The sequence below is a fragment of the Streptosporangium carneum genome (assembly GCF_027922005.1).
GTDB classification, from domain to species: Bacteria; Actinomycetota; Actinomycetes; order Streptosporangiales; family Streptosporangiaceae; genus Streptosporangium; species Streptosporangium carneum.
Genome location: NZ_BSEV01000009.1, coordinates 270,344 through 290,171, shown reverse-complemented (window position 1 = coordinate 290,171; position 19,828 = coordinate 270,344). Strand labels below are relative to the sequence as shown.

The window sequence follows — 19,828 nt, the reverse complement described above, 5'->3', positions numbered from 1 at the left end:
CTCGCAAACGCCGTGACGGAGAGGAACTCCATTGTTTTCGACGATCCTGATCGCGAACCGAGGCGAGATCGCGCTTCGCGTCGCCCGCACCTGCCGCGAGATGGGCATCAGAACCGTCGCCGTCTGCTCGGACAGCGACCGTGAGTCGGCCGTGACGCGCTTCGCCGACGAGTGCGTCCGCATCGGCCCCGCCGCCCCGCGGCTCAGCTACCTCAACGCCGCCGCGATCGTCACGGCGGCGCTGCGGACCGGCGCGGACGCCGTGCATCCCGGGTACGGCTTCCTGTCCGAGGACCCGGACTTCGCGGAGATCTGCGAAGCCGAGGGGCTGGCCTTCGTCGGCGCGCCCGCGTCGCTGCTCAGCAGGCTCGGCGACAAGGCGCAGGCCAGGGAGATCGCCCAGGCCGCGGGGCTGCCGGTGCTCCCCGGGAGCTCACGGTCGCTGGCGACCCTGGAGCAGGCCAGGTCCGTCGCCGACGGCATCGGCTATCCGGTGATCGTCAAGGCCACCGCCGGTGGGGGCGGGCGCGGCATGACCGTGGTGCGGGACCCCAGGGAGCTGCCGCGGGCCTGGGGCCAGGCGCGCGCCGGCGCCCAGGCGGCCTTCGGCGACCCCCGGCTCTACATCGAGGCGTTCCTCGACAACGCCAGGCACGTCGAGGTCCAGGTGCTCGGCGACGGCGCGGGGGGCGTGGTCGAGCTCGGCGAGCGTGACTGCTCGGTGCAGCGTCGCAGGCAGAAGCTGGTCGAGGAGACACCGGCTCCCGGGCTTCCCCGGGAGCTGGCCGAGCGGATACGCGCCGCCGCGGTGCACGCCGCCCGGGAGGTGAACTACTCGGGGGCCGGGACGTACGAGTTCCTCGTCGACGGCGACGACTTCTTCTTCATGGAGGTCAACTGCAGGATCCAGGTCGAGCACCCGGTCACCGAGATGGTGACCGGCGTCGACCTGGTCAGGGAGCAGCTCCGCGTCGCCGCCGGGTACGGGCTGTCCGTCCGCCAGGAGGACGTCCGGCCCAGGGGCGTGTCGATCGAGTGCCGCGTCAACGCGGAGGATCCCCTCAGGGGGTTCCTGCCGACGCCCGGCGTGGTCGAGGAGTTCCTGCCGCCCGGCGGTCCGTTCGTGCGGGTCGACACGCACGGGTATCCCGGCTTCCGGGTGACGGCCGACTACGACCCGCTGCTGGCCAAGGTCGCGGTCTGGGCCCCCGACCGCAGGCAGGCCATCGCGCGGGCCGACCGCGCCCTGGAGGAGTTCCGCGTATCAGGGCGCGGCATGCACACGACCAGGGACTTCCTGCGCGAGGTGCTCGGGGCTCCGGTGTTCCGCGCGGCCAAGCACACCACGGCCCTGGTCGACGACATGGGGACCGGCTCCGCCGAGCTCTCACGGCTGGGTTGAGCCGCCCGCGTCAGGCGGCCCGAGCGGGACGCGGGAGGCCTCCGAGAGGCGGCGGGCCGAGCGCCGTCACCGCGTGGCCGCCCCGTCGTGTCCTCGGGGACGGTCACGGGGAAACGGTCTCGGTCCGGTCGGCGGAGGCGCCGGCCGTACGGCCCGAGCGGGTGATCAGGAGGGTCTTGCCCAGGGTGGCGCGGGCCTCGATGGCCGCGTGGGCGTCGGCGGCCGCCTCCAGCGGGAAGGTCTGGCCGACCGTCGGACGCAGCCGTCCCGCCGCCGCCTCGGCCAGTGCCGTACGGCTGAGCTCCCTGAGGCGCTCCGGGGTGAGGGGCGCGCCGAACCCCACGGTCCGCAGGCCCCGGCTCTCCGCCTCGCCCTCCGGAAGCGAGGTCATCGCGCCGCCCGCCATGCCGAAGGCGCTGAGACGGCCCCCGTCACGCAGCAGCGCGACGGCGGACGCCCCGATCCGGCCGCCGACTCCGTCGAACACCAGGTCGACCCCGGCGCCGCCGGTGGCCGCGCGCACCCGGTCGGCCCAGTCGGGCCGCGTGTAGTCGACGGTGACCTCGGCGCCGAACCGCTCGGCCAGGCTCAGCTTGGCCTGCCCGCTCGCCGCGGCGACCACCCGGGCTCCGGCGGCGTGTGAGAGCTGCACGAGCAGGCTGCCCACACCGCCGCCCGCCGCCTCGACCAGCACCCACTCCCCGGCGAGCGGGGCCGCCCCGCGGACCAGTCCGACCGCGGTCCGCCCGTCCGCCAGCAACGCCACCGCGTCGGTCGTTCGCACGCCTTCGGGAATCGGGATCAGGTCGGCGGCGTCCACCGCCGCCGTCTCGGCGTAGCCGCCGCTGCCTCCGGTCGTGCTCACCACCCGCGAACCGATCAGCGCCCGGTCCACGTCGGGGCCCACGCCGACCACCGCTCCGCCGACCCCGTTGCCCGGGATCATCGGCAGTTCGGGCCGGTGGGCGGGAGTGGGCCCCTTCCCCGCCCTGATCTGGGTCTCCACGAACGTGATGCTCGCCACGGCCACGTCGACCAGCGCCTGCCCCGGGCCCGCGACGGGAGCGGGCACCTCCTCGGCGACCAGCACCTCAGGCGGACCGAACTCCCGCACCAGCACAGCCCGCATGCGACACCTCTTTCGGAGTGATTTACTCCGAATAATGTAATTCGGAGTAAATCACTCCGCAAGCGGAGCCCCGCCCCTCCGGGGGGCATGGCGTCACCACGAGGAACGGTGGCCGCCGCCGATCCCTGGGCGTGACGAACTCCGTGTGTCGGCCAGACGGTCCGCGTGCCCAGAAGCAGGGCGGGCCCGCTGTCGCCTTCCGGCGAGGGGCGGAGGGGACGGCTCGTCAGGAGTAGGCGGCGACCATGCCGGTGACGACGCCCACGAGCGAGACGGCCGTGAGCAGGGATCCGAGGATCACCGTGAAACGGCGGCCCCGCCGTACCCGGAGGACGTAGAGGAACACGTACGGCACGAAGCCCAGGACCCCCACGCCGAGGAAGGGCATGGTGAGCGCCGCGAGAAGGCCGACGGCGCCGGTCGCGACGGCGCGTTCGCCCTGGGGGGCGAGCTGGGCGCGCTTGACGTCCCCGACCGTCGAGTCCGGCGAGACGGCGACCGTCCTCGCCTCGCCGTTGTCGGCCACGAACCTGCCCTTGCAGTCGTAGCGGCCCTCGCCCAGCGACTCGCACGAGACGACCGTCAGGGTGCCCGGCCTGCCGATCTTCCCCGTCGCCAGTTCGATGTCCCTGATCGAGACGTAGAAGGGCAGCAGGCCCAGCCCCACCCAGAGGACCAGCAGGATGGTCATGCCGATCTTCCCCGGCGTGCGTCCGGGGCCCGGGGTCGGCCCGGGCTGGAAGGCGCTGACGAGGCCGTCGAGTGCGTCGCTCATACGGACAGCGTGGAGCAGGTCACTTGCGGCTCACCTGCTCACGACTTGTGGCGCGCCGCCTTGGCCTCCGCCTCCGCGGCGTCCAGCTTGGCGGCCTCCTCCGGAGTCGGCGCGGTGCCGCCGAGATGACGGGGCTGCCACCACGCGCCCGGCGGGATCTCCGGATAGGTCCGCTGGGCCCGGTCGAGCAGCTCGGCCATGCGCTCGCGCAGCTCGGCGGTCACCGCGTCGTAGTCGTCGCCGCGCTTGGGGTTCAGCGGCTCGCCGACCAGGATCGTGATCGGCACGTGCCGCTGGAAGAGCCTCTTGGGGCGGCCCTTGGTCCACAGCCGCTGGGTGCCCCACAGGGCGACCGGGATCAACGGCACCTTGGCGGCGACGGCCATCCTGACCGCGCCGTTCTTGATCTCCTTGACCGTGAAGGACTGGCTGATCGTGGCCTCGGCGAACACGCCCACGACCTCACCGGCCTTGAGCGCCTTCAGCGACGCGCCGAACGCCGCGGCGCCCGCCGCGCGGTCGACCGGGATGTGGTGCATGCCGCGCATCAGCGGCCCTGAGATCCGGTGGTCGAAGACCTCCTTCTTGGCCATGAAGCGCACCAGGCGCTTGGCGGGCAGGGCGGCCAGACCGGCGAAGATGAAGTCCAGATAGCTGATGTGGTTGCTGGCGAGCACCGCTCCGCCGGTCCGCGGGATGCGCTCTGCGCCCTCAACACGGATCTTGAGGTCCAGCGCGCGGAACAGGGTCTTCGCCGCCCCGATCACCGGGGGGTACACGATCTCAGCCATAGGCTGAACCGTACCTCAGCCTCCCGGTCTCTCTCAGCCCGGTGGGCGTCCTCCCCGCCCTGACCTCCCTCGCGGCCGCTCCGCCCGTCCCCGTGGCCCGTGGACGTCAGTGCCCGCGGAAGGCCTCCTCCAGCCACCACGAGGCCCGCGCGCCGCTGACCCTGGCGTGGACCAGCATCGGCCTCTCCCTCGCCCCGGCGAGCCAACCGGCCACCGCGGCCAGGTCCTCCCTGTCGCGCACGGTCACCGCCTCGCACCCGAACCCCCTGGCGATCTCGGCGAAGTCGACGGGCGGGAAGGTCACCGTGCCCAGCGGGTGCCCGTCGGGACCGAAATGGTGCACCTCCGCCCCGTAGCCCTCGTCGTCGTAGACCACGATCAGCATGGGCAGGCCCAGCCGTACGACGGTCTCCAGCTCGGCGACGCCCATCAGCGCGCCCCCGTCGCCGAGCGCGGCGACGGGGAGCCGGTGCGGCTGCGCCAGCGCGGCGCCGATCGCGGTGGCCAGGCCGAGGCCGACCGACTGGAAGGCCTGGGTGAAGCAGAAGCCGCGTTCGTCGGGAACGTCGAGGAACATCGCCGGGTAGCCCATGAAGTTCCCCGAGTCGGTGGAGACGACCCGCTCCGCGGGAAGCAGGCCGTCCAGCGCGATCGTCAGGGTACGGGGGTCGATGCGGCCGTCCCCGCCCTCGTCGGCGTAGGGCACGTCCCGCCAGCGGTTCTCCCCGGCGATGCGCGCAGCCAGCTCCTCGGAACGGTATCCGGCGCGGTCGTCGGGCGCGGCCTCGGCGAGCAGCCCGGCGACGGCTCGCGCGGTGAGGACGACGTCCCCGGTCACTCCGAGGTGAACCGGGCGGTGGAGACCGAGGGCGCCGGGATCCAGGTCGACCTGGACGACCCTGGCGTCCTGGCCGACGAGCGTGCCGTGACGCATGGTCCACATGTTGAGCGCGCAGCCCCAGCCGACGATCACGTCGGCGTCGCGGATGAGCCCGGCCGTGAGAGGGGAGGCGAAGCCTCCGCTCACGTCCAGGTCCCAGGGACTGCCCCTGAAGAGCCCCTTGGCGACCGCCGAGGTGGCCAGCAGCGCTCCGGTCAGCCCGGCGAGCCTCTCCAGCTCCCGCCTGGCCGCGCGCGCTCCCCGGCCCGCCACGAACACCGGGCGGCGCGCCGCCGCCAGGACCTCCGCCAGCCTGGCGGCGTCCTCCGCCCTCGGCTCCCCGCCTCTCGGACAGGTGCGCGGCTCCCGCCCCGCCCCTGGAGAGTTCGCGGACCGCGAGTCCTCCGAGGGACCGCCTCCCTCGACGTGCGGCCCACGCCAGGCGGGAACGGCCTGTCCCTGCACCTCGAGGGGGAGGTTGAGCAGGACCGTGCACCGCTCGTCACGGGCCACGCGGAACGCCTCCGCCGCCTGCGCGACGGCGGTCTCCGCCGAGGTGACGCGCATCGGGACCGCGCCGACCGCGGTGGCCAGGGCCGCCTGGTCGACGAAGAAGTTGGAGTGCGGCGCGGTCGCCTCCCCGGCCAGCACGATGAGCGGCGTGCGGCTCTTGGCCGCCTCGGTGACGCCCGTCATCGCGTTGGTGAGACCGGGCCCCTGATGGACGGTGAGCACGGCGACCCGCCCGCTCGTGCGCGCGTACGCGTCGGCCATGGTCGCCGCGCCGCCCTCGTGACGCGCGGCGACGAACCGCACGCCGTGCTCGATCAGCGCGTTGGTCACGTGGAAGTTGCCGCTGCCGACCACCCCGAAGGCGGCGTCGACGCCGAGCGAGGCGAGGACGGCGCCGACGGCCCGGGCGACGTTCACCGCTCGACCAGTGCCAGGACGCGCACCGGGCTGCCGGAGCCGCCGACGATGGGAAGCGGCGGAGCGACGATCACTGCGCCGGTGACCGGGAGCCTGTCGAGGTTGCGCAGCTGCGTCAGGCCGTACTTGCCCGCGCCGAGCAGGAACGAGTGACACGGGAAGGCGGGGTCGAAGCCGTGCGCGGCGCCCGCGTCCGTGCCGACCGTCTCGACGCCGATCCCCGCGATCGGCGTCTCCTCCGCCAGCCACCTGGCGCACTCGGCCGAGACGCCCGGCGTGTGCGGACCGGTCTCGTCGGCGTTGAGGAAGCTCTCCTGATCGTGGGAGCGAGCGTCCCAGCCGGTGCGGTAGAGCAGCCAGCCGCCCTCGGGCAACGGCCCGTTCGCCTCCTGCCAGGCCTTGACGTGGTCGATCTCCAGCAGGAAGTCCGGGTTCCGCGCGGCCTGCGCGGCGAGGTCGAGCACCGCGGCGGGGGCGATCAGCCGGTCGAGCGGCACCTGCGAGACGTCCTCGCCGTCCCTGCCGGTGACCCAGTGGACGGGCGCGTCGAAGTGCGTCCCGGTGTGCTCGCCGGTCGAGATGTCGTTCCAGTACCACGCGGGGCCCCGGTCGTCGTAGCGGCTGATCTCCCTGAGCGTGAACGGGACGGTGTTGCCGAAGGGCTCGGGCAGCCGCAGGACCGGCGTCCGCGACGACAGCGGCGCGGTGAGGTCGACCACCTCGATCCCGCCGTTCCGCACGCTGTCGACCAGGTTCCGCAGCACCGACATGACACCTCCAGCATCACAAGAAGACCTGGTCAGATCCTCCTACAGGCCGGTGTCCTCCGTCATCCCCGCCGGGCGGGGCGCGAACGACCGATGGGAACAAGAGGTTCCACGCGGTGGCGCTTGCCTCGACGCGCGAGCGGGAAAAAGTAGCAACTGTGAAGAAGCTCATCAACAGCGTCGACTCGGTCGTCGCGGACGCGCTGCGCGGGATGGCGTCCGCGCACCCGGGACTGCTGCGGGTGGACGAGGAGAACCGGATCGTCTCGCGCGCCTCGGGGCCCCGCGCGGGCAAGGTCGGCCTGGTCTCCGGCGGAGGCTCCGGCCACGAGCCGCTGCACGCGGGCTTCGTCGGGTACGGCATGCTCGACGCGGCCTGCCCCGGCGAGATCTTCACCTCCCCGGTGCCCGACCAGATGATCACGGCGGCCACGGCGGTGAACGGCGGCGCGGGCGTGCTGTACGTCGTGAAGAACTACACCGGCGACGTCCTGAACTTCGAGCTGGCGGCCGAGCTCTGCGCCGACGAGGGCGTCGAGGTGGCCCGTGTGCTCGTCGACGACGACGTGGCCGTGCGCGACTCCCTGCACACGGCGGGCCGCAGGGGCACAGGGGCGACCGTCTTCGTCGAGAAGATCGCCGGAGCGGCGGCCGAGGGCGGCGCGCCGCTGCCGGAGGTCGTGCGGGTGGCCGAGGAGGTCAACGCGCGGAGCCGGTCCTTCGGCGTCGCGCTGAGCGCCTGCACCACCCCCGCCTCGGGCAGGCCGACCTTCGAGCTGGGTGAGACCGAGATCGAACTGGGCATCGGCATCCACGGCGAACCGGGGCGGACCCGCTCGACCATGCGGCAGGCCCGTGAGCTGGTCGCCGTCGCGATGGACGCCCTCGACGAGGACATGCCGATCTCCGGCGACGTCCTGGTCATGCTGAACGGCATGGGCGCGACACCGCTCATCGAGCTCTACGTCGCCTTCGCCGAGGTCGCGGAGTACCTGTCGGGCAAGGGCGCCAGGGCGGCCCGGAGCCTGGTCGGCGACTACGTCACCAGCCTCGACATGCGAGGCTTCTCCGTCACGGTCTGCCTGCTGAACGAGGAGCTCACCCGGCTCTGGGACGCCCCGGTCGAGACCCCCGCCCTGCGCTGGGGCCGCTGAGATGGACACCGCCGTCTTCGCGCGCTGGATCGGCGAGATCGCCGCAGCGGTGCGCGCCGACAAGGACCGGCTCACCCGGCTGGATGCCGCGATCGGGGACGCCGACCACGGGGCCAACCTCGAGCGGGGCTTCGACGCCGTCGTCAGGGCGCTGGCCGACGACTCCCCCGACACCCCGGGAGCACTGCTCGGCCTGGTGGGAAACACGCTGATCCGCAGGGTCGGCGGGGCCTCGGGCCCCCTGTACGGCACGGCGTTCCGAGAGGCGGGCAAGGCTCTCGGCGACGCCCGGACGGTGTCCACGGCCGACCTGGCCAGGGCGCTGGAGGCCGGGCTGGCGGGCGTCCGGCGGCTGGGGGGTGCGGCGGAGGGGGACAAGACGATGGTGGACGCGATCGCTCCCGCGGTCAGGGCGCTGGCGGAGGCCGTACGGGACGGGAGCGGGCAGCGGGAGGCGCTCGGCGCGGCGGCGTCCGCGGCCCTCGCCGGAGCGGAGGCCACGATTCCGATGCGGGCGGGAAAGGGCCGGGCGAGCTATCTCGGCCCTCGCAGCGTGGGCCACGAGGATCCTGGCGCCGCCTCGGCCGCGCTCGTGTTCGCCGCCCTGTGCGCGGCCGAGGCGGCGTCCGACGAATCCCGGGGAGGGTAGGCCGCCGATGGTGGGCATCGTTCTCATCTCCCACAGCGGGCCGCTCGCGGCCGAGGTCGCGGCGCTGGCCGCGCGGATCTGCGCCGTCGACGTCCCCCTGGGCGCGGCGGGGGGCACCGAGGACGGCGGTCTGGGCAGCAGCCCCGAACTGGTGGCGGCGATGATCGAGCGGGTGGACCAGGGGGACGGGGTGATCCTGATTCCCGACCTCGGCGGCTCGGTGCTGACCGCCCGGCTCTTCGAGGCTCCGGGGGTGGTGGTCGCCGACGTGCCGTTCGTCGAGGGCACGATCGCGGCAGTGATCTCGGCGAGCGCGGGGGCGCCGCTGCGGGCCGTGCTCGCCGCGGCCGAGGATGCGAGGAGGTTCCGCAAGTTCTGACCTACCGCGGGCCCGTTCCGGCGTTCACACGGGCCTGGACAGGAGCGGGAAGGTCCCCGAGAACCCGAAGGGCCCCCGCCGGTGAGAGCGGGGACCCCGTCGGACGGGTTACGTCATTCCACGATCTTGCCGAGCGCCCCCTCGTACTGTTGGGCGTCCATTGGCATCAGTTCCTTCGACACGCGCACCACGACCGGGCCCTTCACATAGCTGTACTCACCTGCGGTCGGGCCGCTCTTCGCGGCCTCCTTGACGGAGGCGGCCCTCGCCTCGGCGTCCTCCGCCGTGGCGAACACCTCGACGGTGCCGCCGAGGTTCACGTCTCCCTGCTTGGCGGTGGGCACCTTGGCAGGGTCGACGCGCTGGTCGGCGAAGGACGCCTTCGAGGTGTAGCCGTTCGGACGCCCGAGCAGCTTGTTCGGGTCGCTGGCCTTGTCGTACGTCACAGTGGGGGTGACGGGCATGCCTTGCTTGGCGAGCGCCTCGACCATGCCGCTCGCGTCCAGGGTGGTGGTCGGAGCGGAACCGCAGGCGGTCAGGACCAGAGCCAGCGTTCCCGCGGAGAGCACCGCGTTCAGTCGAAGGATGTGGGGGGAGCTAAACATATTTCCTCTTCGTTTGGACCGCTCCTGCCATTACAGAAGCGGAAGCTCCTGTGATTACACGAACGGAGGCGGTTCTGTGAAGAGGCATCCCGGCAGAAGGAAGCTCACCCCCCGGATGGACCCGGTCACGGAGCGGGCTCGGGTCGGCCACGGCCCGGCGGGACGGGCCGTACCGCTCCGCGCGCCATGGCAGGCGTACGCCCCTCCGATCTACGCTAGGATCATGACGTCCAGCCCGAGAGGGCGAAGGACGATCGGGACGTAGCGCAGCTTGGTAGCGCACTTGACTGGGGGTCAAGGGGTCGCAGGTTCAAATCCTGTCGTCCCGACTGTAGAGAACGACGGTCGGCCTGATTCCTCCACGCCGTGGAGTCTCGCGGCCTCCCGTGTTCCGTCACCGTCGGTCAGAGACCGACGGAACAGAGCGAGATCCGGAGAACGGCGGGCACCCTTCCCACGGACGGGCCGTGCGCCCTCGGCGGAGCCTGGAGGAGCGGTCGCGTCGCGGGCCTACTTGTGCCGGAAGTAGACGAACAGGCGGCCGTGGTTCTTGGAGTCCTTGTCGATGCGGTGGTAGAGGGCCTTGATCTCCTTCTGCTCCAGGAAGCGCAGGACCTTCTTCTTGAGCTGACCTGAGCCCTTGCCCGGGATGATCTCGACCTCGGTGGCCCTCTTCCTGATGGCCTCGTCGATGACGTCCCGCAGCGCCCTGTCGATCTCGCCGCCGCGGTTGAAGATCGGGTGCAGATCCAGCTTCAGTTTCACGTGTCCAAGCCTCTCATCCCTCGCCCTCACGGGCCACCCGGGGACGCCCGGCGAGGCCTCGCCGGGCGGGGCGCCGGACCCGCCAGGTAATTAGATGTGACCAATTCCCACGTCGATTGTGGCAATTTCCGGATCTATGCAAAGAAAAGGCCTCTAGTTAGGCTCCCAACCATGATCGGCCACCTTTAGGGGTGGCCGTTCTCTCGTCACCCAACGGGGAGGGCCGAGTCCTCCTTCAGCCATGCCCTGGCACGGGCATGCCGGGTGACCTGGCGCCTCCTGACGGCGTGACGCGGCCATGCGCCCCTACAGGAGGTCCAGTTGTCAGGCAATCCCCTTTTATCGAGGGCCAGGCGCCTCGCGGCGGTCGTCGCGGGCGTCGGACTCGTCGCGGTGATGACGCCGCCGGCGAGCGCGGACCCGGCCCCCACCCCCAAGAAGTGGACGGCGACCCCGCTGGCCGGCGGGGAGCTGGTGCAGGGAGCCAAGTCACAGACCGGCAAGCTCGCCGAGAGCGACCCGGCGCTGCTGAAGTCCACCTCGGGCGCGACCGTCAACGTGATGGTCAAACTCGACTACGACTCCTATGCCGCCTATCAGGGTGACCTCGACGGGCTTCCCGCCACGAGCCCTGCGAAAACCGGCAAAGCCCTCGATATCAAAAGCAGTGCGGCCAAAAAATACGAAAACCACATCGAGGAGGTGGAGAACGCCTTCCTCGCCGAACTGGTCAAGGCCGTGCCCGGCGCCAGTGCGGGTCAGAGACTTCGGACCGTCTACGGCGGCATCGCGCTGCGGATCCCCGCCAACAAAGCGGCGACGGTGTTGAAGCTGCCCGGGGTCGCCGCCGTGCAGGAGGACAGGCCGGAGCAGCTCCTCACCGACTCCAGCGCCTCCTTCATCGGCGCGCCCGCGATCTACAGCAAGCTGGGCGGCAGTTCCTCCTCGGGCAAGGGCGTCGTCGTCGGCATCCTGGACTCGGGCGCGTGGCCCGAGCACCCCCAGTTCGCCGACCCCGGCACGCTGCCCGCCGTGCCCCCGACCAAGGACGGCACCCCTCGCGTCTGCGACTTCGGGGACAACCCGCTGACCCCGGCGGCCGACCCGTTCGTCTGCAACCGCAAACTGATCGGCGGCGCGCCGTTCCTGGAGACCTACAACGCCATCTACCCGAACGAGGTGTATCCGGACAGCGCCCGTGACTCCAACGGCCACGGCACGCACACCGGCACGACCTCGGCCGGCGGCCCCGTGGCCGACGCCAACCCGCTCGGCATCAGCCGCGGCCCGATCCACGGCATCGCCCCCGCGGCGCACGTGTCGGTGTACAAGGTCTGCGGCGAGCAGGGCTGTTTCCCCTCGGACTCCGCGCAGGCGGTCGGCCGGGCGATCCTCGACGGCGTCCGCGTGATCAACTTCTCCATCTCGGGGGGCACCTCCCCCTACAGCGACCCGGTCGAGCTGGCCTTCCTCGACGCCTACGCCGCGGGCGTGCTCGTGTCCACCTCCGCGGGCAACTCGGGCCCGGGCACCGCGACCGTCAACCACGTCAGCCCGTGGGTGACCACGGTCGCGGCCTCGACGCAGAGCCGGACGTTCCAGTCGACGATCACACTCGCGGGCTCGGGCGGCGCGACCGCCACGCTGAAGGGCTCCTCCATCACGGCGGGCATCGCCTCCCCGCTGCAGGTGGTGCTCGCCTCGGCGCCGCCGTACTCCAACGCCCTGTGCACGACCCCCGCGCCCCCGGGCCTGTTCGTCGGCAAGATCGTCGCCTGTGAACGGGGGCCCAACCGGGTGCTCAAGAGCTTCAACGTGCGCCAGGGCGGAGCGGCCGGCCTGATCCTCTACAACGCCACGCCGAACGACGTGATGACCGACAGCCACTGGCTCCCCTCGGTCCACATCGACAAGCCGGAGACCGACGCCCTGCTGGCCTTCCTGTCCGCGAACGCGGGCGCGACCGCGAAGTTCACCCAGGGCGCCAAGGCCACCTGGCAGGGTGACGTGATCACCACGTTCTCCTCGCGCGGTCCCGGCGGGGACTTCCTCAAGCCCGACGTCAGCGCGCCGGGCCTGCACATCCTGGCCGGTCAGACCCCGACGCTGGAGAACCCGGGGCTGGGCCCGCAGGGCAACCTGTACCAGGTCATCGCCGGCACCTCGATGGCGTCGCCGCACGTCGCCGGCGCCGCCGCCCTGGTGTTCGCGCTGCACCCCGACTGGACGCCGGGCCAGGTCAAGTCCGCGCTGGAGACCACGGCCAAGACCTCGGTCACCAAGCAGGACCGCGTCACCCCCGCCGACCCCTTCGACCTCGGCGGCGGCCGCATCGACCTGACCAAGGCGGGCGACCCCGGCCTGACCCTGAGCGAGACCGCGCAGAACTTCGCCGCCTCGGCGAACGACGAGCTGAACCGGATCGACCTCAACCTGCCGTCGGTGAACGCCCCGATCATGCCGGGCCTCATCACGGCCAAGCGGACGTTCACCAACGTCACCGACAGGACGCTCACCTACCAGGGCAGCGGCACGACCGTGAACGGGGCGAGCGTCACGGTGCTGCCGCAGGTGTTCAGCGTCAAGCCGGGCAAGTCCGTCAACGTCACCATCGCGATCGCCGCTCCGGACCTGCCCGACGGGCAGTACTTCGGCCAGGTGAACCTCAAGCAGGTCGGCGGCAAGCGTGATCTGCACCTTCCCGTGGCGTTCTTCCGCAAGGAGGGCGCCGTCCCGATCGACCAGACCTGCGCGCCGGCGACCATCCCGCGCAACACCGGCGAGGCCACCTGTACGGTCACCGTGCAGAACAGCACCCTCAAGGACGCCGAGGTGACGGCGGTCAGCACGCTGAACGGCAAGCTGCGGCTGAACGGCGTGACGGGCGCCACACAGGTGGGCTCGCAGGTGGCGACCGCGAAGGCCACCCTCGCCGCCAGGCAGCCCGACAAGCCGGGCGTCGCCCCCGGAACCGGGCCCGCGCCGTACCTGCCGCTCGACGCCTTCGGCGTCACGCCGACGTCGATCGGCGACGAGCAGGCGCTGAACTTCACCGTTCCCCCGTTCAAGTACGCGGGCAAGACCTACACCAGGATCGGCGTGGTCTCCAACGGCTACGCGGTCGTGGGAGGCACCTCGGGGTCGACCGACATCAGCGCGACACCGCAGTCGCTGCCGAACCCGTCGTCCCCGAACAACGTGCTCGCCCCCTACTGGACCGACCTGGACGGCACGGGCGCTCCCGGCGTCTACGTCGGCACGCTGACCGACGGCGTGAACAGCTGGCTCGTCGTCGAGTGGCGGCTCAACGTCTACGGCACCACGGACGCCAAGGTGTTCCAGCAGTGGATCGGGCTCAACGGCGAGGAGGACATCACCTACACCTACGCCCAGGACAGGCTGCCCGGCAACCCGCCCGCGGGCTACGGCCTGACCGTGGGCGCGGAGAACGACGAGGGCACGGCGGGCGGCCAGATCTCCGGACCGCCCACCGAGGACCTGAGGGTGACCAGCACGCCCGGCGCCCCCGGCGGCAGCCTGACCTACACGCTGAAGGTCAAGGGAGTCAGCACGGGCGTGGGAACGGTGACGACGGGCACGTCGACGCCGCAGGTCAAGGGCATCACCATCGAGGTCGACAAGGTGACCGTGCAGTAGGCGGCGCCACCCGGCCCCTCTGAGGCAAGGCCCCGCGCGGCCCGGCGACACCGGGCCGCGCGGGGCTCGTGCCGGTCTCAGCGGTGAAGGTAGTCGACCAGGTAGGCCTTCTCGGTCTCCAGCGTCTCGATGGCGCTCTTGACCACGTCTCCGATGCTCACGATGCCGACCAGCCGTCCTTCGGCCACGACCGGGACGTGCCGGATGCGGTGCGTCGTCATGGTCTGGCGCAGGTCGTCGACGTTGGCGTCGGGCGGGCAGCTGCGGACCTCGGTCGTCATGATGGACGCCACGGGGGCGCTCAGCACGTCCGCTCCGCGATCGTGCAGCCTTCGCACGATGTCACGCTCAGAGACGATGCCGGCGATCGAGGAGCCGTCCTCCGAGACCACGGCGGCGCCGATGTTGTTCTCCGCCAGTAGGTCCAGCAGCTCGGTCACCGTCGCCTCTGGGCGGACGGTCGCCACGTTCGAACCCTTGGCCTGCAGAATCGTCCCGATCAGCATCGACACCACCTCAGTTCAGCCTGGCTGGGGTATCCCTAGGTTTTGCCCCGCCCGAGCTGTTCCTAAGCGTGGGCGGCACTGAACCCGGTGATCGCAAAATCACGGAAAGCGACTCGAGGTCCGCTGGACGGAGTCCTGGTGATCACCGCCTAAAGTGGGGTGCGTGGCCCGTCCGGTCGTGAGTAGTGTGTGAAATATCACTAACCTCCGCTCCGGGGACACGATGACCGAGAAGCTCAACACCGGCAGCCACGACCTGCCGGTCTCCGACGCCCTCGCCGCGTTCATGCGCACCGGCTGGGCCGACACCCACCGGGCCGACCTGGCCGCCCTGCCGCTGGCGGCGTACACCGCCAAGCGCCGCGCCGCGCTCGCCGCGCGCTTTCCCGGCGAGCGGCTGATCATCCCGTCCGGCACGCTCAAGGTCCGCAGCAACGACACCGACTACCGGTTCAGGGCGCACAGCGCCTTCGCCTACCTCACGGGCGGCCAGGAACCGGGTGACGTCCTGGTCGTCGACCCCTCGGGCTCGGCCACGCTGTTCCTGCGCCCCCGCTCGCCGCGCTCGGCCCCCGGGGCGGCGGGGCAGGAGTTCTACCGCGACCGCCGCTACGGCGAGTTCTGGGTCGGCAGGCGTCCCGACCTGGCCGAGGCCGAGGCGCTTTACCTCGTCGACTGCGCGTCGATCGACCGGCTGGACGACGCGCTCAGGGGGCCCGCCCGGGTGCTGCGCGGGGTCGACCCGTCGGTGGACGCCCGGGTCGCGCCGCACGAGGGCGACGACGAGCTGGAGACGTTCCTGTCCGAGATGCGGCTGGTCAAGGACGAGTGGGAGGTCGCCGAGCTCCAGTTCTCCGTGGACGCGACCGTCCGTGGGTTCGAGGACGTGGTGCGGGCGCTGCCCGCCGCCATGGAGCACCGGCGCGGGGAACGCTACCTGGAGGGGGTCTTCGGCCTGCGGTCCCGCCTCGAGGGCAACGCGGTCGGCTACGACAGCATCGTGGCCTCAGGCGCGCACGCGTGCGTCCTGCACTGGATCCGCAACGACGGCAGGCTGAACGGCGAGGAACTGCTGCTGCTCGACGCGGGCGTGGAGACCGACAACCTCTACACCGCCGACATCACCAGGACGCTGCCGCTCTCCGGGCGCTTCAACCCGGTCCAGCGCCAGGTCTACGAGCTGGTCTACGAGGCCCAGAGCGCGGCGATCGCCACCCTGCGCCCCGGCGCGAGGTTCCGCGACTTCCACCTCGCGGCCATGCGGGTCATCGCGGAGGGCCTGCACGACTGGGGCGTGCTGGGGGTCGGGCCCGACGAGGCCATGGAGGCGGGCAACGGCCTGTACCGCCGCTACACCCTGTGTAACAGCGGTCACATGCTCGGCATCGACCTGCACGACTGCGCCAGGGCGCGCTCGGAGGTCTATCTGGACGGCGTGCTCGAGGAGGGCCAGGTGCTCACCGTCGAACCGGGCCTCTACCTCCAGCCGGACGACCTGACCCTCCCTCCCGAGCTGCGGGGCATCGGGGTGCGCATCGAGGACGACCTCGTCATCACCGCGGACGGCGCCCGCCTGATGTCGGCCGGGCTGCCCCGCCACCCCGACGAGGTCGAGGGCTGGATGGCGGCGATCGCCTCCTGATCACTCACCCACGACGCCTGAAAAGTCACCTTTTATCGCCTGAAAAAGGTTGATCTGCCTAACCTAGGCAAATGCGTGATTGCCTGGTGCTGGCCGGCCACACCGACGAGATCTACTCTCCCACCGCGCTGGACCTGCTCACCGACGTGGAACGGGAACGGGCCGCGGCCTTCCGCCACGAAACCCACAGGCGTGACTTCGTCGCGGCCCACCTCCTGGTACGGCGCTGCGCCGCCAGGGCGACCGGCGTCCCCGAGGACAGGCTGACGCTGCTGCAGCACTGCGACCGGTGCGGCCCCGGGCACGGCAGGCCGTACATCGCGGAGATCCCCGGGCTCGGCGTCAGCCTCACCCACAGCAGGGGCTACGTGTGCGCGGCCGCGGGCCCGGGGAAGATCGGCGTGGACGCCGAGCACGTGCCCCAGGGCCCGCTGGACGAGTCCCTGGCCGCGCAGGCTCTCGCTCCCGCCGAACGACCGCTGGTCTCCGACAACGAGGCCCTGATCCGCCTGTGGGTCCGCAAGGAGGCGCTCATCAAGCGGGGCGAGCTCACCCTGGGCGACCTGCGCGACATGGACCTGTCCGCGCTTCCCGTCGACGGAACCCCGCGGGAGGACGAGCCGCGCCGTCTCGAGTGGGAGGGCAGGCGCCTGCTGGAGTGGCGGACCCGTTCAGGCGTCGCGGTCAGCGTCGTCACCGACCATCCGGCCCTGCTTGGCCGATCTGCCGGGAGTCGGGTCGAGGAAGACCTGTGAGATCGACGGGAAGCGCTCGACGAGCCTGCGCTCCACCCGGTCGGAGGCCCGTTCGAGAGCCGCCCCCGTGGTCTCGTCGACGAAGTCCACCCGGGCGGCGACCATGATCTCGTCGGGTCCCAGCATCATGGTCAGCAGCTCGACCACCGACTCGACCTCGGGCAGGGCGAGCAGTTCGGCCCTGATCTCCTGCTCGATCCGCACCGGCGCGGCCTGGCCGATCAGCAGGGACACATTGGTCCTGATGAGGTTGAGCGCGACGCCCAGGAGAAGCAGGCCGATCACCACGGAGGCGACGCCGTCCCACAGGGGCGAACCGGTCAGCTGGTAGGCCAGCAGCCCGCACGCGGCGATCAGCAGGCCCGCCAGGGCTGCGGCGTCCTCGAAGAGCACGGCCTTGAGCGCGGTGTCCGGGGTTCTGGAGACGTAGCGCCGCGGGCTCACCCTGAACCGTCCGGCCTGGGCGCGCACCTGTGACAGCGCCTTGAGGAACGAGATCCCCTCGATCACGAACGAGACCGCCAGGACGGCGTAGGAGATCCTGAGGTCGGCGAGCTCCTCGCCGTGGGCGATCTCGTGGACTCCGTGGGTGATCGAGAATCCGGCGCCGCCGATGAGGGTGGCGAAGGCCGCCATCAGGGCCCAGAAGAACCCCGCCTTGCCGTGTCCGAACGGGTGCCGCGCGTCCGGCGGATGGCCGGCCCTGCGCACCGCGACGAACAGCAGGATCTCGGTGACCGTGTCGGCCGCGGAGTGCATGGCCTCGGACAGCATGGCCGACGAGCCGCTGATCAGACCGGCGACCAGCTTGGCCACCGCGATGGCGAGGTTGGCCAGTCCCGCGACGACCACGGTGCCGAGGCTCTCCGCGGACCCGTTCGCCGCCCCGTCGGCCGCCGCCCCGCCGCTCTCCGTGCTGGTCGCGTCACTCGTCGCCCGGCCCGCGAGCTCGTCCGCCGCCTCGTCGGGCGTCCCGTTCGCCGCCCTGCCCACTGCCCCGTTCGTCACCCTGCCCGTCGCTTCCTCCTCCACCCGGCCACCCTATGCGACCGTGATTCACGTCTCCCTCCCCTGCCGGAATGATTGAATCTTCATCTATGTTGACCGGCAAGGAGCTGAAAAAACACACGTATAGCCATATAGGGGATCAAATGACTCTCGCTCTTTCCGTGGACGCCCAGGACCTGCTCTTCCGTGAGGCGCGCACCGCCAACACCTTCACCGACGAGCCTGTCGACGACGAGCAGGTGCGGGCGATCTACGATCTGGTCAAGTACGCCCCGACGGCGATGAACCAGCAGCCGCTGCGGGTCGTCCTGGTGCGCTCCCCCGAGGCCCGCGCCCGTCTGGTCGAGCTCATGTCTCCGGGCAACCGCGCCAAGACCGCCGCCGCCCCTCTGGTCGCGATCCTCGCCGCCGACCTCGACTTCCACGAGGAGCTTCCCAAGGTCTTCCCGCACAGGCCGGAGGCCAGGGACATGTTCTCCTCCGACGAGGCGCGGCGCGCCAGGAGCGCCGCTTTCAACGCGACCCTGCAGGTCGGCTACTTCATCCTGGGCGTCCGGGCCGCCGGGTTGGCCGCGGGCCCGATGGCGGGCTACGACGCCGACGGCGTCGACAAGGAGTTCCTCGACGACGCCCACACCGTGCTGGCGGTCGTCAACATCGGCAAGCCGGGCAGGGACGCCTGGTTCGACCGCCTTCCCCGTCTGACCTATGAGGAGGTCGTGAGCACCGTCTGAGGTAGGTTCTGCTCTATGAGCCGGGAGCGAGCACGACACAGCGGACGAAGTGGCCGGTCGGCGACAGTCTCCCGCCCGACGAGCAAGGAACGGGTGATACGACCAGTGAACGACGAGGAGCCCCGCTGGCTCACCTCGATGGAGCAGCGGGCCTGGCGTGCTCACCTGGCCGCTCACAAACTCCTTGAGCACCGCCTCGATCGCGATCTGCAGACTTTCGGGCTGTCGGTGAACGACTACGAGATCCTGGTCAACCTGTCGGAGAGCTCCGAGCACCGCATGCGCATGAGCGACCTCGCCGACGCCACGATCCAGTCCCGCAGCCGCCTGTCCCACCAGATCTCCCGGATGGAGGCGGCCGGGCTGGTCGCCAGGGAGACCTGCGTGGACGACCGGCGCGGCACCTTCGCGGTGCTCACCGAGCACGGATGGGCCACGATCCAGCAGGTCGCGCCGCATCACGTGGCCAGCGTGCGGCAGCACTTCATCGACCTGCTGACCGACGACCAGCTCCGCGAGCTGGAGGCCGCGTACACCCCCGTGGTGAACCACCTCAAGAGCCTGCGCTGAAGCGAAACCGATACCGGTCGGTTCTCCCTTGGGTGACCGGGCGATCGCTACGATCCGCCCATGTCTCCTCGCCGGATCCTCACAGCGGCGGTCGCCGCCGCGCTCTTCCTGGTCACAGCGTGCGGCGGCGCCTCCGACGGGGCTCCGCCTGACGGCCCCGAGCTGGTCAGGAGGGCCGCGGAGGCGATGCGGGCGGTCAAATCCGCCGCCTTCGCCATGGAGACGGAGGGAGCTCCGCCGGTGCCGGTCAGGAAGGCCACCGGTCGCCTCAGCGGCGCGGGCGACGCCGACGGCACCATCCAGCTCGAGGTGATGGGCACCCTGCAGGAGATCACGTTCGTGCTGATCGGGGACACCGTCCACTTCAAGGGCGTGACGGGCGGCTTCCAGCGGATGTCCCGGAGCCAGCTGGCCTCGATCTACGACCCGTCGGCCATCCTCGACCCGGGGAAGGGCGTCGTCCAGCTCCTGACCAACGCGCTGAACCCCCGGACGGAGGCGGAGGAGAAGATCGAGGGCACGGAGGCCTACCGGGTCTCGGCCACGCTCTCGCAACAGGTCCTCGCGGTGATGGTGCCCGGCCTCAAGCAGAACGTCGACGCCACCCTCTGGATCGACAAGGTCACGGGACGCCTGCTCAAGGCCGACCTGCCGCTGACCGGCGGCAAGGTGATCGTCACCTTCAGGGACTACGACGTGCCGGTCCAGATCACCGCGCCCGCGGAGTGAG

The 19,828-nt window shown here is 71.3% G+C and carries 19 protein-coding genes and 1 tRNA gene; 11 read left to right on the top strand and 9 right to left on the bottom strand.

Translation table 11 applies throughout. The annotated features are described in order from the left end of the window. The first annotated feature begins 31 nt into the window (after positions 1 to 31). Positions 32 to 1,402, top strand: a complete 1,371-nt coding sequence (locus PKF00_RS21550) for an acetyl-CoA carboxylase biotin carboxylase subunit (RefSeq protein WP_271219387.1) — start codon at positions 32 to 34, stop codon at positions 1,400 to 1,402. Positions 1,403 to 1,505: 103 nt separating this feature from the next. Here the strand turns inward: PKF00_RS21550 and PKF00_RS21545 are convergent, their stop codons facing one another. From PKF00_RS21545 to PKF00_RS21525, 5 genes are all read right to left on the bottom strand, one after another. Further along, positions 1,506 to 2,531 carry a zinc-binding dehydrogenase gene (locus PKF00_RS21545; RefSeq protein ID WP_271219386.1) on the bottom strand — a complete coding sequence of 342 codons (1,026 nt, stop codon included), beginning with the start codon at positions 2,529 to 2,531 and terminating at the stop codon, positions 1,506 to 1,508. Positions 2,532 to 2,757: 226 nt separating this feature from the next. After that, positions 2,758 to 3,306, bottom strand: a complete 549-nt coding sequence (locus PKF00_RS21540; protein ID WP_271219385.1) for a hypothetical protein — start codon at positions 3,304 to 3,306, stop codon at positions 2,758 to 2,760. Positions 3,307 to 3,344: 38 nt separating this feature from the next. Continuing rightward, complete coding sequence (locus tag PKF00_RS21535; RefSeq protein WP_271219384.1) at positions 3,345 to 4,097, bottom strand: lysophospholipid acyltransferase family protein; 753 nt, start codon at positions 4,095 to 4,097, stop codon at positions 3,345 to 3,347. A gap of 106 nt (positions 4,098 to 4,203) precedes the next feature. Next, positions 4,204 to 5,907 (bottom strand): thiamine pyrophosphate-binding protein, encoded by a 1,704-nt coding sequence (locus PKF00_RS21530; protein ID WP_271219383.1) that lies wholly within the window; start codon positions 5,905 to 5,907, stop codon positions 4,204 to 4,206. Further along, positions 5,904 to 6,677, bottom strand: coding sequence for a cyclase family protein (locus PKF00_RS21525; protein ID WP_271219382.1), 774 nt, complete (start codon positions 6,675 to 6,677; stop codon positions 5,904 to 5,906). The genes PKF00_RS21530 and PKF00_RS21525 overlap by 4 nt, the downstream gene beginning before the upstream one ends. A gap of 155 nt (positions 6,678 to 6,832) precedes the next feature. Here PKF00_RS21525 and dhaK point away from each other — a divergent pair, with 155 nt between their 5' ends. The 3 genes from dhaK to PKF00_RS21510 are packed head-to-tail and all read left to right on the top strand — an operon-like array spanning position 6,833 to position 8,856. Next, entirely contained in the window at positions 6,833 to 7,828 is a 996-nt protein-coding gene (gene dhaK / locus PKF00_RS21520) for a dihydroxyacetone kinase subunit DhaK (protein WP_271219381.1), read from the top strand. Between the two features lies 1 nt (position 7,829). Further along, on the top strand, positions 7,830 to 8,477 hold the full coding sequence (dhaL, locus tag PKF00_RS21515; RefSeq protein WP_271219380.1) for a dihydroxyacetone kinase subunit DhaL: 648 nt from the start codon (positions 7,830 to 7,832) through the stop codon (positions 8,475 to 8,477). Between the two features lie 7 nt (positions 8,478 to 8,484). Then, positions 8,485 to 8,856, top strand: coding sequence for a PTS-dependent dihydroxyacetone kinase phosphotransferase subunit DhaM (locus PKF00_RS21510; RefSeq protein WP_271219379.1), 372 nt, complete (start codon positions 8,485 to 8,487; stop codon positions 8,854 to 8,856). A 113-nt stretch (positions 8,857 to 8,969) separates the two neighbouring features. Here the strand turns inward: PKF00_RS21510 and PKF00_RS21505 are convergent, their stop codons facing one another. After that, complete coding sequence (locus PKF00_RS21505; RefSeq protein ID WP_271219378.1) at positions 8,970 to 9,461, bottom strand: hypothetical protein; 492 nt, start codon at positions 9,459 to 9,461, stop codon at positions 8,970 to 8,972. Positions 9,462 to 9,716: 255 nt separating this feature from the next. Here PKF00_RS21505 and PKF00_RS21500 point away from each other — a divergent pair. Next, positions 9,717 to 9,790, top strand: a tRNA-Pro gene (locus tag PKF00_RS21500). A 181-nt stretch (positions 9,791 to 9,971) separates the two neighbouring features. Here the strand turns inward: PKF00_RS21500 and PKF00_RS21495 are convergent. Next, positions 9,972 to 10,226 carry a Smr/MutS family protein gene (locus tag PKF00_RS21495; protein WP_271219377.1) on the bottom strand — a complete coding sequence of 85 codons (255 nt, stop codon included), beginning with the start codon at positions 10,224 to 10,226 and terminating at the stop codon, positions 9,972 to 9,974. Positions 10,227 to 10,547: 321 nt separating this feature from the next. Between PKF00_RS21495 and PKF00_RS21490 the strand changes: the two genes are divergently transcribed. Next, a complete protein-coding gene (locus tag PKF00_RS21490) occupies positions 10,548 to 13,883 on the top strand; it encodes a S8 family serine peptidase (protein ID WP_271219376.1) in 3,336 nt (1,111 codons plus the stop codon). A 77-nt stretch (positions 13,884 to 13,960) separates the two neighbouring features. Here the strand turns inward: PKF00_RS21490 and PKF00_RS21485 are convergent, their stop codons facing one another. Next, on the bottom strand, positions 13,961 to 14,389 hold the full coding sequence (locus PKF00_RS21485; RefSeq protein ID WP_271219375.1) for a CBS domain-containing protein: 429 nt from the start codon (positions 14,387 to 14,389) through the stop codon (positions 13,961 to 13,963). A gap of 223 nt (positions 14,390 to 14,612) precedes the next feature. Between PKF00_RS21485 and PKF00_RS21480 the strand changes: the two genes are divergently transcribed. After that, complete coding sequence (locus tag PKF00_RS21480; RefSeq protein ID WP_271219374.1) at positions 14,613 to 16,031, top strand: aminopeptidase P family protein; 1,419 nt, start codon at positions 14,613 to 14,615, stop codon at positions 16,029 to 16,031. 71 nt (positions 16,032 to 16,102) lie between these two features. Further along, positions 16,103 to 16,786, top strand: coding sequence for a 4'-phosphopantetheinyl transferase family protein (locus tag PKF00_RS21475; RefSeq protein ID WP_271219373.1), 684 nt, complete (start codon positions 16,103 to 16,105; stop codon positions 16,784 to 16,786). Here the strand turns inward: PKF00_RS21475 and PKF00_RS21470 are convergent. Beyond that, the gene (locus PKF00_RS21470; RefSeq protein WP_271219372.1) at positions 16,703 to 17,818 is read right to left on the bottom strand and encodes a cation diffusion facilitator family transporter; all 1,116 of its coding nucleotides are present in this window, start codon (positions 17,816 to 17,818) and stop codon (positions 16,703 to 16,705) included. The two genes, PKF00_RS21475 and PKF00_RS21470, sit on opposite strands and share 84 nt — an antisense overlap. A 119-nt stretch (positions 17,819 to 17,937) precedes the next feature. Between PKF00_RS21470 and PKF00_RS21465 the strand changes: the two genes are divergently transcribed. From PKF00_RS21465 to PKF00_RS21455, 3 genes are all read left to right on the top strand, one after another. Then, the gene (locus PKF00_RS21465) at positions 17,938 to 18,528 is read left to right on the top strand and encodes a malonic semialdehyde reductase (protein WP_271219371.1); all 591 of its coding nucleotides are present in this window, start codon (positions 17,938 to 17,940) and stop codon (positions 18,526 to 18,528) included. Positions 18,529 to 18,621: 93 nt separating this feature from the next. Further along, positions 18,622 to 19,098 (top strand): MarR family winged helix-turn-helix transcriptional regulator, encoded by a 477-nt coding sequence (locus PKF00_RS21460; RefSeq protein WP_271219370.1) that lies wholly within the window; start codon positions 18,622 to 18,624, stop codon positions 19,096 to 19,098. Between the two features lie 60 nt (positions 19,099 to 19,158). Then, the gene (locus PKF00_RS21455; RefSeq protein ID WP_271219369.1) at positions 19,159 to 19,827 is read left to right on the top strand and encodes an LppX_LprAFG lipoprotein; all 669 of its coding nucleotides are present in this window, start codon (positions 19,159 to 19,161) and stop codon (positions 19,825 to 19,827) included. Position 19,828: the final 1 nt, after the last annotated feature.

What these genes read in the sequence shown, in the direction of transcription:
- PKF00_RS21540 (WP_271219385.1), bottom strand. Translation starts at nt 3,306, where the DNA reads ATGAGCGACGCACTCGACGGCCTCGTCAGCGCCTTCCAGCCCGGGCCG.
- PKF00_RS21535 (WP_271219384.1), bottom strand. Translation starts at nt 4,097, where the DNA reads ATGGCTGAGATCGTGTACCCCCCGGTGATCGGGGCGGCGAAGACCCTG.
- dhaL (WP_271219380.1), top strand. Translation starts at nt 7,830, where the DNA reads ATGGACACCGCCGTCTTCGCGCGCTGGATCGGCGAGATCGCCGCAGCG.
- PKF00_RS21545 (WP_271219386.1), bottom strand. Translation starts at nt 2,531, where the DNA reads ATGCGGGCTGTGCTGGTGCGGGAGTTCGGTCCGCCTGAGGTGCTGGTC.
- PKF00_RS21525 (WP_271219382.1), bottom strand. Translation starts at nt 6,677, where the DNA reads ATGTCGGTGCTGCGGAACCTGGTCGACAGCGTGCGGAACGGCGGGATC.
- PKF00_RS21510 (WP_271219379.1), top strand. Translation starts at nt 8,485, where the DNA reads ATGGTGGGCATCGTTCTCATCTCCCACAGCGGGCCGCTCGCGGCCGAG.
- PKF00_RS21505 (WP_271219378.1), bottom strand. Translation starts at nt 9,461, where the DNA reads ATGTTTAGCTCCCCCCACATCCTTCGACTGAACGCGGTGCTCTCCGCG.
- PKF00_RS21480 (WP_271219374.1), top strand. Translation starts at nt 14,613, where the DNA reads ATGACCGAGAAGCTCAACACCGGCAGCCACGACCTGCCGGTCTCCGAC.
- PKF00_RS21465 (WP_271219371.1), top strand. Translation starts at nt 17,938, where the DNA reads ATGACTCTCGCTCTTTCCGTGGACGCCCAGGACCTGCTCTTCCGTGAG.
- PKF00_RS21455 (WP_271219369.1), top strand. Translation starts at nt 19,159, where the DNA reads ATGTCTCCTCGCCGGATCCTCACAGCGGCGGTCGCCGCCGCGCTCTTC.
- PKF00_RS21485 (WP_271219375.1), bottom strand. Translation starts at nt 14,389, where the DNA reads ATGCTGATCGGGACGATTCTGCAGGCCAAGGGTTCGAACGTGGCGACC.
- PKF00_RS21475 (WP_271219373.1), top strand. Translation starts at nt 16,103, where the DNA reads ATGCGTGATTGCCTGGTGCTGGCCGGCCACACCGACGAGATCTACTCT.